Origin of the sequence: Aeromonas taiwanensis, assembly GCF_000820165.1 — a bacterium.
GTDB lineage: Bacteria > Pseudomonadota > Gammaproteobacteria > Enterobacterales > Aeromonadaceae > Aeromonas > Aeromonas taiwanensis.
On record NZ_CDDD01000024.1, the window covers coordinates 1 to 12,686 of the forward strand.

Consider the following 12,686-nt stretch of genomic DNA (forward strand, 5'->3'; position numbering starts at 1 on the left):
GAATAGCCGAAGACGCCGTGGGCGACCCGCTGGGCGAGCGCCTCCAGGATGGCGGGGGGGGAGACGAAGTCGGTGTCTGCCACCCACATGGGCAGCACATCCTGGCCCTTGTACTTGTCCCATTTCAGGCTCATGGTGCCGCTGCGGTCAATTTCCCGGTCAAAATCAAACATGTTAAATCCTTGTACTGGCCAGAGATGGGCTACCAATGTACGGACTTGGCCGCGCCCCCGCAAGCCTTGAGGTCGCTGTTGACAATGGCATAAGATAATCGCCGTCAAATCGTACGCCTGCCCGTTCCTGGCTCCCTTTTCTCTTCCATATCAATGGTATCTCTATGAGTTTGCTGAGTGCAGCCCGCAAGAGGCCGGATCCCGTCTCTCTCTCCTTTCTTGCCGTGACCTTCATGACCGGGGTGGCGGTGGCGCTCCAGGTGCCGACCCTGAGCCTGTTCCTGGCCGAGGAGGTGCAGGTCCGTCCCTTCCTGGTGGGGCTCTTCTATACGGTCAACGCGGTGATCGGCATCCTCATCAGCCAGTGGCTCGGCCATCGCTCCGACAACAAGGGGGATCGCAAACAACTGATCCTGCGCTGCTGTTTTGCCGGCATCGTGCTCTCCCTGCTGTTCGCCTGGAACCGCCAATACTGGTTGCTGGTGAGCCTGGGGGTGCTGCTGGCGAGCCTGACCGCCACCGCCAGCCCCCAGCTGTTCGCCCTGGCGCGGGAATACGCCGACAGCCGCAACAAGCAGGCCGACATGTTCAGCTCCGTGTTGCGGGCCCAGTTCTCCCTGGCCTGGGTGATAGGGCCGCCGGCTGCCTTCGCGCTGGCCATCGGCTACGGCTTCGAGGTGATGTATCTCGCCTCGGCCCTGGCCTATCTGGTCTGCGCCTTCGTGGTGTGGCGCTGGCTCCCCTCCCTGCCGCTGGCCAGGCCTGCCGAGGGAGAGGTGCGGGTGAGCAGCTGGCGCACCCCCTCGGTGCGGGCGCTCTTCATCGCCTCCACCCTGATGTGGACCTGCAACAGCATGTACCTCATCAACATGCCGCTCTACATCACCCGCGAGCTGGGGCTGGACGAGAAGCTGGCCGGGGTGCTGATGGGAACGGCGGCGGCGCTGGAGATCCCCTTCATGCTGCTGGCGGGTTATTACACCCGGCGCTTTGGCAAGCGGCCCATGATGCTGCTGGCGGTGCTGGCCGGCGTCGGCTTCTACGTCGGCCTGGCCACCCTCTCCAGCCAGACGGCGCTGATCGCGCTGCAACTGCTGAACGCCATCTTCATCGGGATTGTCGCCGGCATCGGCATGTCCTACTTCCAGGATCTGATGCCGGGCCGCGCCGGGGTGGCGACCACCCTGTTCTCCAACAGCATCCGCACCGGCTCCATCATGGCGGGGGCCATCGCCGGCACCGTGGCCGAGATCTGGAGCTTTCACGGGGTCTTCATGGTGGCCATGGCGCTGGCCTTGATGGCGCTGGCCGCCTGCTGGCGGGTGCCTAACGTCTAGTGGAGGGGGCTCAGGTGCCTGCTTGGGGGGAGGGCGCTGGGGATTATTTGTCGTCGTCGCTCTGGTATTCGTTGCGCAGGCAGCGCAGCAGCAGCTCGGCTGCCGGACCCAGGGCGTCGACCGCCGGGGTGAGCAGGTAGGTGTAGAGGTAGCGTTCGTTGCCGCCGGCCAGTTCGAGCTGCACCAGGGCGCCACTGGCGAGTTCCTCCTGCACTAGGTGGCGGGGCACCCAGGCGTAACCTAGCCCGAGGCGTACCATGCTGAGTACCTCGTGATAGTGGGTCGCCTTCCAGCCGGTGTCGTCCGCATCGTTCCAGTCCACCGAGCGGTGGATGGGGGGATGCAGGCTGATCTGGTTGTAGGTGGCGAGCTGCTCGGTGGTGACGGGCTCCTCCTGTTCGGCGAGGGGATGGCCCGACGCACACAGGGGCAGCAGGCACACCTCGTCCAGGGGCAGGCCGGTGCGATCCTGGGGCAGGTGCTCGGAGAGCATCAGATCCCCGGGTTGCAGCGCATTGAAGTGGCAGTGGATCCGCTCGTGCAGGTTGATGCGACAACCCCGGCTGCGGGGATAGAAGTGGGCCAGCGCCCGGTAGAGCCGCTCCCGCGGCTGCAGCACGGAGACATAGAGGTTGATCTGCGGCTCCCACTGGCGTTCCAGGTTGTTGGCCAGGTTCTCCAGCTCTTCCACCTGCTGACTGAGCTGGCGGGCCCGCTTGAGAAAGATCTCCCCCGCCGGCGTCAGCACCGCCTTGCGTCCCCGTACCTCCAGCAGGGCTACACCCAGACTCTGCTGCAGCTTGGCGACCGCATGATTGAGGGAGGATTGGCTCTTGTTCAGCGCCTCGGCGGCCTGGGCGTAGCCACCACAGTCCACCACGGCCTGAAAGATCCGCCATTGCTCAAACGTGCTCTTGGGACGAAACATAGTGCAACCTGTCAGGGCAAATGAGATTCAAAGGGACGCGCCTGGCCGCCCCTCTTCACTGTAACCCCATCCGCTGGGATCGTTGATTTATTTGGGCTGGGCCACAAAGGTCCGACCGGTCTGGCCCTGGCTGTCCCGCCCCATCAGATAGAGATAGAGCGGCATCAGGTCGGCCGGGGTCTTCAGGGTCTGGGGATCTTCCGCGGGGAAGGCGCTGGCCCGCATCCTGGTACGGGTGCCGCCCGGGTTGAGGGTATTGACCCGCACCCTGGTGTTCTCCAGCTCGTCAGCCAGCACTTCCATCATCCCCTCGACGGCAAACTTGGAGATGGCATAGGTGCCCCAGTAGGCGCGCCCCTTGCGACCCACGCTGGAAGAGGTGTAAACGATGGAGGCCTCGCCGTGCTCTTTCGCGGTCTGGCGAACGAGGGGCAGCAGCGCCTGGGTCAGCAGGAATTCGGACTTGACGTTGACCTGCATCACCTCATCCCACTCCTGCTCCTGGATGTGCTCGAACGGCGACAGGGTGCCGAGCAGCCCGGCGTTGAAGAGCACGCCATCGAGGCGGCCGAACTGCTGGGCGAAGGTCTCGGCCATGCCGCGGTAGTGGGCGGCGGTCGCCCCCTTGAGATCCACCGGCACGATGGCGGGCAGGGGATGGCCGGCCGCTTCAATCTGGTCATACACGGCCTCGAGCTTGGCACTGGTGCGCCCGAGCAGGATCACGGTGGCGCCGTGGGCCGCGTAAGTGAGTGCCGCCTCGCGGCCGATGCCGTCACCGGCGCCCGTCACCAGAATGACCTTGTCCTTGAGCAGGTCCTGGGGGGCCTGATAATCGAGCATGTGAACTCCTGTTAACAATCCTTGGCCTGGCGGATGGACACGCCAGCAAATAGAGGAGGCAAGTGTACTGACCGGGCCCGGCAGTTGGCCAGTATGAGATGGCAAAAATGTGAATAAAACAGGGAGCTAGCGCGGATCGGCGCAGGATGGAACCGGGTCGCGGCAGAGTTTTTGCCTGATGCCGGCAAACTCCTTACTATGTAACAAAATCGACCCCCACCCGACCCATCGGGGGGACACCAGTGGAGCATCAAGTGGCATTTCTGACCGAGTACGGCCTGTTTCTGGCCAAGACCCTCACCTTCCTGCTGGCCATCGGCGCCGTCATCCTGATGATCGCGAGCAGCCGCCAGCCGAAGGCGCGCAAGGGGGAGCTGGTGGTGACCGATCTCTCCAGCGAGCTGGAGCAGGGGCGTCATCAGTTGCAGGCGGCGCTGGCCGGCAAGGCCGAGCGCAAGCAGATGGAGAAGGCGCGCAAGGCCGACCACAAGGCCCGCGCCAAGGGCGAGGATGAGCGCAGCCGGCTCTTCGTGCTCGATTTTCATGGCAGCATGGATGCGAGGGAGGTAGCCTCCCTGCGGGAAGAGGTGAGCGCGGTGATCGGCGTCGCCCGGCCGGGGGACGAGGTGCTGCTGCGCCTCGAGTCCGGCGGCGGCGTGGTGCACGGCTATGGCCTGGCCGCCTCCCAGCTGCAGCGCCTGCGGGACAAGGACATCACCCTCACCGTGGCCATCGACAAGGTGGCGGCGAGCGGCGGCTACATGATGGCCTGCGTGGCGGACAAGATCCTGGCGGCCCCCTTTGCCATCGTCGGCTCCATCGGCGTGATCGCCCAGATGCCGAACTTCAACAAGCTGCTCAAAAAGCACGACATCGAGTTCGAGATGCACACCGCAGGCCAGTACAAGCGCACCATCACCATGTTCGGCGAGAACGACGATCTGGGGCGGGAGAAGTTTCGCGAGGAGCTGGGGGCCATCCACGAGCGGTTCAAGGCATTCGTGGCCGAGCACAGACCCAACCTCGACATCGACAGGGTCACCACGGGGGAGCACTGGCTGGCGAGCGAGGCCAAGCAGCTTGGCCTGGTGGACGCGCTCTGCACCAGCGATGACTACCTGCTGGCCCAGGCCAGCCACCACAAGGTGGTCGGCATTCGCTTCAGCAAGCCCAAGAGCCTGACCCAGAAGCTGGGGAAACAGGCGGCGCTGGGGCTGGAGTCCGGCCTTGGCCGGCTGTGGCAGCAGAGCCCCTGGCGCTGAGGCGCTGTTCAGGGGTGGAATAAAGAGAGCCGGGCACTTGCCCGGCTCTTTTTTTGTAGCGTCGGAGCGCCTTAGCGCTGGAAGGGGTAGACGGAGCCGAGTTTCAGGATCTGGGTCAGCTCGTCCAGGGCGGTGCGGGTCTCCAGCACCAGGGAGGGGTCGCGCAGATCGTCCAGGGTCAGGCTGTCGCGGTAGTGGCGATCCACCCAGTTGTCCAGGCGGGTGAACTGGGCATCGTTGATCAGGCAGGCCGGGTTGACCGCGGCGAGTTCGGTGTCGTTCATGGCCACCCGCAGGCGCAGGCAGGCGGGGCCGCCGCCGTTCTTCATGCTCTGCTTCACGTCCATGTAGTGCACTCCCTTGATCGGGGTGCCCAGGGTCACCAGCTTGGCCAGGTAGGCGGCCACCGCCGGGTTGTCGCGGCACTCGGTGGGGGCGATGATGGCCATCTCGCCGGACGGCAGGGTCAGGATCTGGGTGTTGAACAGATAGGATTTCACCGCATCCTGCACGGAGACTTCCGCCGTCGGCACCTCGATGAAGTGCAGCTCACCCTCGCCAAACTTGGTACGCACCTCGGCCAGGGCCGACGCGGTGTTGAGGAAGGCCTGCTGGTGGAAGAAGAGCACGTTCTGGTTGCCCACCGCGATCACGTCGTTGTGGAATACCCCCTGATCGATCACGTCCGGGTTCTGCTGGATAAAGACGGCGCTCTCGTCCCCCAGGCCGTGCAGGCGGGCGATGGCCTGGCTGGCTTCCAGGGTCTGGCGGGCCGGGTAGCGCTTGGGCGCAGGGCGGGAGACGTCGAAGGCGCTGCGGCCATAGACGAACAGCTCGACCCCGGCCTCGCCATAGGCGCGGCACAGACGGGTGTGGTTGGCGGCGCCCTCGTCACCGAAGTGGTCGTTCTCCGGCAGGTGCTGATGGTGGCTGAAGTGACGATCGTTGTTGAAGACGGCGCGCAGGATGCGACCGGTCACCTCGGGCTCGAGGGAGCGGTGGAACTTGTTGGTCAGGTTGGCGGGGGTGAAGTGGATGCGGCCATCCTGGGTATCGGCACTGGGGGAGACGGTGGCGGCGTTGGCAGTCCACATGCTGGAGGCGGAGTAGCAGGCGGCCAGCACGGCGGGGGCCTGTTTCGCGGCCTGGGCCAGGACGCTTGCATCGTTGCCGGTGAAGCCCAGGCGACGCAGGGTCGCGAGATCCGGTCGTTCCTGGGGCGCCAGCACCCCTTGCACCATGCCGAGCTCGGTCAGCGCCTTCATCTTGCGCAGCCCCTGCTTGGCGGCCTCCTTCGGATTGGACGCCTCCTTGGCATTGTTCTGGGAGGCGACGTTGCCATAGGAGAGGCCGGCGTAGTTGTGGGTGGGGCCGACCAGGCCGTCGAAGTTGACCTCGAAGTGCTTCATGATCACATCCTTTCGATTTTTATATGGGGAGCGGTTCCTTCCGCGCACAAAGCTGCGGCGTGCGGCCATTATAAAGAGATTTCATCCTTTGTAACAAGCTGATAACCAGAATGGGTTTTTATGTCACAAGGGTGGCTGGATATGTCATTTCCAATCTAAAAAAGGGGGGGATATAGCATAAAAACAAAAAAGCGGTTGCGTCCGGCACGCCGGCTTCGCATTAATAAATAAAGAATCAGAGCGGTTCGGGCTGGCTGGCAAATTTGTTCACAAGATTGCTTTTTCCCGTCAAATCTCTTATACAGCCCCACAAAACCGCACGCCAACCCCGTCGGGTGCAACGAGGATAATAGTTACAGCATGGGCAAATCACTGGTCATAGTGGAGTCTCCGGCCAAGGCCAAGACCATCAACAAATATTTGGGCAAGGACTACGTGGTGAAATCCAGCGTCGGTCACGTGCGCGACCTGCCGACCAGCGGCAGTGCCAGCACCGAGCCCAAAAAACCTGTCATTCGCGGCATCAAGCTCAGCGAATCCGAGAAGGCGGCCAAGGATCGCAACGCCCTGTTCTCACGGATGGGGATCAACCCGACCGCAGGCTGGCAGGCCAACTACCAGGTTTTGCCCGGCAAGGAAAAAGTGGTCAGCGAGTTGCAGAGTCTGGCCGCCAAGGCCGACACCATCTATCTCGCAACCGACTTGGATAGAGAGGGGGAAGCGATCGCCTGGCACCTGCGCGAGATCATCGGCGGCGACGACAGCCGCTACAAGCGCGTGGTGTTCAACGAGATCACCAAGACCGCCATCCAGGAGGCGTTCGCCCAGCCGTCCGAGCTGAACATCCATCGTGTCAACGCCCAGCAGGCCCGTCGCTTCCTCGACCGGGTGGTGGGCTACATGGTCTCCCCGCTGCTCTGGAAGAAGCTGGCCCGCGGCCTCTCCGCCGGCCGGGTGCAATCCGTTGCGGTGCGCCTCATCGTCGACAAGGAGCGCGAGATCAAGGCCTTCGTGCCGGTGGAATTCTGGGATCTCAACGCCGATCTGCTGACCGCCGAGAAGAGCGAGTTGCGCATGGAGGTGGTCAGCCGCAACGGGGCGGACTTCAAGCCGGTGACCCAGGCCGAGACCTTCGCCGCCGTGGCGGCCCTGGAAGGGGTCGACTACAAGGTGGTGAACCGGGAAGACAAGCCGACCGGCTCCAAGCCGTCCGCTCCCTTCATCACCTCCACCCTGCAGCAGGCCGCCTCCACCCGCCTGAGCTTCGGGGTCAAGAAGACCATGATGATGGCCCAGCGTCTCTACGAGGCGGGTTACATTACCTATATGCGTACCGACTCCACCAACCTCAGCAAAGAGGCGGTCGAGGCGGTGCGGGAATACATCGGCGAGCAGTATGGCGCCGCCTACCTGCCTGCAGAACCGAACCTGTACGGTGCCAAGGCCAACGCCCAGGAGGCCCACGAGGCGATCCGTCCCTCCAGCGTGCAGGTCACTGCCGAGATGCTGGAAGGGATGGAGCCGGACGCCATGCGCCTCTACGACCTCATCTGGCGCCAGTTCGTCGCCTGCCAGATGACGCCGGCCCAGTACGATTCCTCCACCCTGACCGTCAAGGCGGGCGAGTTCGAACTCAAGGCCCGCGGCCGTACCCTGCGTTTCGCCGGCTGGACCAAGGCGCTGCCACCCATGGGTCGCAAGGGTGACGACAGCCAGCTGCCGGCGGTGACCGTGGGCGAGGTGCTCAAACTGGTCAAGCTGGACCCGCGCCAGCACTTTACCAAGCCGCCCGCCCGCTTCACCGAAGCGGCCCTGGTGCGCGAGCTGGAGAAGCGCGGCATCGGCCGCCCGTCCACCTACGCCTCCATCATCTCCACCATCGTCGATCGCGGCTATGTGCGGGTCGAGAGCCGCCGTTTCTTCGCCGAGAAGATGGGGGAGATCGTCACCGACCGCTTGGTGGAGAACTTCGTCGAGCTGATGAACTACGAGTTCACCGCCAAGATGGAAGACAAGCTCGACGGCATCGCCGAGGGGAGCCTGGAGTGGAAGAAGGTGCTGGATGCCTTCTACGCCGAGTTTACCCAGGAGCTGGAGCAGGCCGACAAGCCCCATGAAGAGGGGGGCATGCGCGCCAACCAGATGGTGCTGACCGACATCGACTGCCCCGACTGCGGCCGCAAGATGGGCATTCGTACCGCCACCACCGGCGTCTTCCTCGGTTGCTCCGGCTATGCCCTGCCGCCCAAGGAGCGCTGCAAGAAGACCATCAACCTGGTGAGCGCGGACGAGTTCGTCTCCGCCACCGACGGTGACGAGGCGGAAACCGAGGCGCTGCGTGCCAAGCACCGCTGCGGCGTGTGCGGCACCGCCATGGATGCCTACATCATCGACGACAGCCGCAAGCTGCACGTCTGCGGCCGCAACCCCGATTGCGACGGCTACGAGATCGAGCAGGGCCAGTTCAAGCTCAAGGGCTACGAAGGGCCGAGCATCGAGTGCGATCGCTGCGGATCCGAGATGCAGCTCAAGAACGGCCGCTTCGGCAAGTACATGGGTTGTACCAACGACACTTGCAAGAACACCCGCAAGATCCTGAAAAACGGTGACATCGCACCGCCGAAGGAAGATCCGGTACCCCTGCCCGAGCTGAAATGCACCCAGTCCGACGCCCACTTCGTGCTGCGTGACGGCGCTGCCGGTCTTTTCCTAGCTGCCAGCAACTTCCCGAAATCCCGCGAGACTCGTGCGCCTCTGGTTGAGGAACTCAAGCGCTTCCGTGACCGCCTGTCGCCCAAGCACCAGTACCTGGCCGATGCCCCGGCGTCAGATCCTGACGGTAACGCCTCCATCGTGCGCTTCAGTCGCAAGACCAAGGAGCAGTACGTGATGACCGAGGTCAACGGCAAGGCGACCGGCTGGACAGCCCACTACGACAACGGAAAATGGCAGGAGAGCCTGCCCAAGGCGAAGAAAGCCTGACCCGTTGCCGGTCACACAATGACGAAAGAGGCCCCTTGCGAGGGGCCTCTTTGTTGACGATGGCGGTATACTGGAAGAGCTGCATGGATGGCAGCGAAAGACAGGGAGTGGTCATGGAGATACATGAAATTCGGCCAGGCATGACCTGCCTGACGCGGGAAGGCACCGCCTATGTGCTGGAGGTGGACAGGCAGAGCCTGCTGGTGTTGCTGCAACGGGAGGATGAAACCATCCCGGTGCAGGTACGCAGCGACGACATCCTGGGGCCTCTGGCCAATGACTAGCCCCTCGGGGGATCCCTGGCTGGGAGCCCCCTAGAAAGGGAGCAGAAAGAGCAGCTCGGCAAGGTCGGGCTGCCACTGCCACTCCCGCATCCTGACCCGGCCGCCGATCACCGGCACCCCCTCCTCCTGCAATAGCCCCGCTTGCCTGTCAAACCCCGCCGACCCTTTGGGCAGCGAGATGGTGCCCGCCGCCCCCAGCACCCGATGCCAGGGCAGCGTCTTGTCCGTTTCCCGCAGCACCTTGCCCACCAGGCGAGCCCGTCCGGGCAGGCCGGCGAGATCGGCGACCTGGCCATAGCTCACCACGCGACCGGCCGGGATCAGGGCCAGGATGGCCTCGATGCGGGCCACCTTGTCCAGGGGGAGCGATTCCGTTTTCATGAAGTTGACTCGTCAAAACAGCAGAAGCGCCATTGTGGCGCTTCTGTCATATGGCTTGCAATCCGTCAGCCGAAGGTCTGGCTCAGGCCCCTGAGCTCGCTTGCCCGCTTGAGGAGCTCCTGGCTGGAGTCGTCCACCGCCCGGATCTTCTGGCTGTTGGCGCGGGAGTATTCGGAGATCTGGTGGATGTTGCGGCTGATCTCCTCCACTACCACCTGCTGCTGCTCCGCGGCGGCGGCGATCTGGGTGGAGAACTCGGTCACCTGATCTATCTCCTCCAGGACCAGGTGCAGGTTGCCTGATCCCTGGCGGGTCATCTCGACGCATTCCCGGGTCTGGGCCAGGTTGTCCTGCATCATGCCCTGCCAGCGTTCCAGGGTGTGCTGGATCTGGCGAATGCTGCCCTGGATCTGCTCGGTCGCCTTATGGGTGCGGGTGGAGAGGGTGCGCACCTCGTCCGCCACCACGGCGAAGCCGCGACCCTGCTCGCCGGCCCGGGCCGCTTCGATGGCGGCGTTCAGCGCCAGCAGGTTGGTCTGCTCGGCAATACCCTGGATCTCCCCCATGACGCTGCCGATGCGCTCCGACTCGCTGGCCAGCTCGACGGCGGAGTGGAAGGCCTGCTCCGCCTGCTGCGCCAGCTGGGCCATCTGCTGCTGGGTCTGATCCAGCTGCACGACCGTGCTCTGGCAGCTGCTGCGGGCCTCGGTCACCTGGCCATTGGTGTCCTGGATGTTGCGGGCTATTTCGTGGGCCGTGCTGGCCATCTGGGTCATGGCGGTGGCCATCTGCTGGGTCTGGGCATCCTGTTCATTGATGTCGAGGAAGGCCCGGTGGGAAGAGTCCTGCAGGTCGGTCGCCAGGGCCTGCAGCGGGTTGGTGGCATCGTTGACCCGCCCCAGCACGGTGCGGATACGGGCCTGCAGCATCTTGAGGTGGAAGTCGGCGATGGCCCCCGGTTCATCCCCCGAATAGACCAGCCGGGTCAGGCTGTCGTATTGCTGGCCGAGCTGCCTGAGATAGCGGGGCAGGGCGATGAGTTCGCGCCAGTAGGTGCCGGCAATGGCCAGCAGGGGCAGCAGCATCAACAGCACGGTCAGGGCCCCCTGGGTGAGGGCGGCCCAGCCAAACAGCGCCAGCAGCGGCAAGCCCAGCAGCAGGGGGCGGTAGGGGCGCAGGGAGGGGAGCTTGCGAGCCTCCCCCCGTTCGGCCTTGAGCAGGGCCTGGTAGGTCTGGCTTGCCACCTGCTTGAGGGCTGGCTCCGGCTTGCAGCGAACCGACTGGTAGCCGCTTATCTTGCCGTTCTCGTAGATGGGGGTGACATAGGCGTCGACCCAGTAGTAGCGGCCATCCTTGCAACGGTTTTTGACCACGCCGCGCCAGGGGGTGCCCTCCTTGAGGCGATCCCAGAGATCGGCGAAGGCGGCCTTGGGCATGTCGGGGTGGCGCACCAGGTTGTGGTTGTGGCCGACCAGCTCGTCGACATGGTAGCCGGCGATGCGGCAGAAAGCGGGGTTGGCGTAGGTGATGACGCCGCGCAGGTCAGTGGTGGAGACGAGTTGTTCGTCGGCGGGGAACTCCACTTCACTGTCCACGACCTGTGCGTGTTTGCGGGCCATAGGGGTAAGCTCCGATCTTCTGGCTGGTTGTTATTGTGGATGAGCCGAAGCCTCGCGCGGGGCGCCTTGCCCGGCTTCATCGGGCGCCTCATTTTGCCAACAAAGGCGGATAAAAAGTAGGGGCTAGGTTGGATTTTTGTTGTTGCAGGGTAAAAAAACGGCGACCGAAAGGTCGCCGAAAAGAGAAAGATAACACTACCTTTGTGGCACCCGGTAACGCACCTGCAACGTGTCGAGGATCTGCAGCTGGCCGGGCAGGCGGGCGGCGAAGTGCGTCCACTCCTTGCGGGCGGGATCGCTCCACGCCACCTCTGCGGTGGCCAGCAGGCGCGGGAACAACATGTAGTCGAGACGATCGCGAGAGGTGATCAGTTCCGACCACAAGGGGCTGAGCACCCCCAGGATGTTATCGTTGGCATGGAAATCGGCTGGCGCGGGATCGCAGGCGTAGACCTGTGCCAGATTGAGGGTGCCCGCCCAGTAGAGGCCGGGTTCGTGGATGTCCTGATTCCAGGCCATGTCCAGATAGAGGGACTGGGCCGGTGCCATCACCACGGGATAGCCCGCCGCTGCTGCATCGAGCCCCGCCTGGAAGCTGGTCCAGGCACAGATGGCCGCCTCCCGGCTCACCTTGTCGCCGTGCAGTATCTCTTCCCAGCCCAGCATCTGCTTGCCCCTGGCAGCCAGGTAACGCTGGCAGTGGCGCAGCAGGTGGCCCTGCAGCTCGCGGCAATCCTGATAACCCTCTTTGGCCATCAGCTGGCGGCAGGCGGGGCTGTCGGTCCAGACACCGGTCGGTACCTCGTCCCCCCCCATGTGGATCTGGGAGCCCGGGAAGAGCTCGCACACCTCGTCCATCACCGTCTCCAGGAACTGGTAGGTGCCGGGCAGCGCCGGGTTGAGCACGTTGTCATCGAAATATTGTACCGAGAGGTAGCGGGAACGGTCGGCTTCCTCCACCAGCAGCCCGGGCAGCGCCTTGATGGCGGCGTGGCAGTGCCCCGGGATGTCGATCTCCGGCACTATGGTGATGCCGAGCCCGGCGGCNNGGGTGTAGTAGCCGCCGTAAGGGTCGGGGCCCCCGCTCAGCTGGGGCCCGACGGCCAGGCCGTGGCCGCGCCAGGCCGCCACCTCGGTCAGCTGGGGGAAGGCCTTGATCTCGAGGCGCCAGCCCTCGTCATCGGTCAGGTGCCAGTGGAAGCGGTTGAACTTGTAGAGGCTCATCTGCTTGAGCAGGCGCTTGAGGGTGGCGACGGGATGGAAGTGGCGGGCACAGTCGAGGAAGATGCCGCGAAAACCGAAGCGGGGTTCGTCCGTCAGCTCGAGGCAGGGCAGGCTCTCGCCGTGCTGCAGGGCCCACTGGGCCAGGCTCACCAGCCCGTGGCGCCAGCCTGCCTCGCCGGCGGCCCGGGGGGGGGGGGCCCCCCCCGGGGGGGGGGGGGCGTAACCCCCGCGGGGGGGGGGGTGT

General features: G+C 64.4%; 10 protein-coding genes and 1 pseudogene. 4 read left to right on the forward strand and 7 right to left on the reverse strand.

Going from position 1 to position 12,686, the window contains the following annotated elements:
- Positions 1-173, reverse strand: a pseudogene (locus BN1136_RS20140) (aspartate aminotransferase); the annotation flags it as partial.
- A 164-nt stretch (positions 174-337) separates the two neighbouring features.
- Between BN1136_RS20140 and BN1136_RS04410 the strand changes: the two are divergent.
- Positions 338-1,510 carry an MFS transporter gene (locus tag BN1136_RS04410; protein ID WP_043762024.1) on the forward strand — a complete coding sequence of 391 codons (1,173 nt, stop codon included), beginning with the start codon at positions 338-340 and terminating at the stop codon, positions 1,508-1,510.
- A gap of 43 nt (positions 1,511-1,553) precedes the next feature.
- Here BN1136_RS04410 and BN1136_RS04415 read toward each other — a convergent pair whose 3' ends face one another.
- Complete coding sequence (locus tag BN1136_RS04415; RefSeq protein WP_043762023.1) at positions 1,554-2,438, reverse strand: LysR family transcriptional regulator; 885 nt, start codon at positions 2,436-2,438, stop codon at positions 1,554-1,556.
- A gap of 87 nt (positions 2,439-2,525) precedes the next feature.
- The gene (locus BN1136_RS04420) at positions 2,526-3,281 is read right to left on the reverse strand and encodes a YciK family oxidoreductase (RefSeq protein ID WP_043762022.1); all 756 of its coding nucleotides are present in this window, start codon (positions 3,279-3,281) and stop codon (positions 2,526-2,528) included.
- A gap of 254 nt (positions 3,282-3,535) precedes the next feature.
- Here BN1136_RS04420 and sohB point away from each other — a divergent pair, with 254 nt between their 5' ends.
- Positions 3,536-4,543 carry a protease SohB gene (sohB, locus tag BN1136_RS04425; RefSeq protein ID WP_043762021.1) on the forward strand — a complete coding sequence of 336 codons (1,008 nt, stop codon included), beginning with the start codon at positions 3,536-3,538 and terminating at the stop codon, positions 4,541-4,543.
- 71 nt (positions 4,544-4,614) lie between these two features.
- Here sohB and astB read toward each other — a convergent pair whose 3' ends face one another.
- Entirely contained in the window at positions 4,615-5,952 is a 1,338-nt protein-coding gene (astB, locus tag BN1136_RS04430) for an N-succinylarginine dihydrolase (protein ID WP_043762020.1), read from the reverse strand.
- A 360-nt stretch (positions 5,953-6,312) separates the two neighbouring features.
- Between astB and topA the strand changes: the two genes are divergently transcribed.
- Positions 6,313-8,934: a type I DNA topoisomerase gene (topA, locus tag BN1136_RS04435; RefSeq protein WP_043762019.1), complete on the forward strand. Its 2,622-nt coding sequence runs from the start codon at positions 6,313-6,315 to the stop codon at positions 8,932-8,934.
- 113 nt (positions 8,935-9,047) lie between these two features.
- Entirely contained in the window at positions 9,048-9,218 is a 171-nt protein-coding gene (locus BN1136_RS20360; protein WP_167332234.1) for a hypothetical protein, read from the forward strand.
- A gap of 30 nt (positions 9,219-9,248) precedes the next feature.
- Here BN1136_RS20360 and BN1136_RS04445 read toward each other — a convergent pair whose 3' ends face one another.
- From BN1136_RS04445 to BN1136_RS04455, 3 genes are all read right to left on the reverse strand, one after another.
- On the reverse strand, positions 9,249-9,599 hold the full coding sequence (locus tag BN1136_RS04445) for an MGMT family protein (RefSeq protein WP_043762017.1): 351 nt from the start codon (positions 9,597-9,599) through the stop codon (positions 9,249-9,251).
- A gap of 65 nt (positions 9,600-9,664) precedes the next feature.
- A complete protein-coding gene (locus BN1136_RS04450) occupies positions 9,665-11,218 on the reverse strand; it encodes a methyl-accepting chemotaxis protein (RefSeq protein ID WP_043762016.1) in 1,554 nt (517 codons plus the stop codon).
- Between the two features lie 195 nt (positions 11,219-11,413).
- Positions 11,414-12,686: beta-N-acetylhexosaminidase (locus BN1136_RS04455; protein WP_052447056.1), on the reverse strand; the 1,273-nt coding region annotated here is incomplete at its 5' end.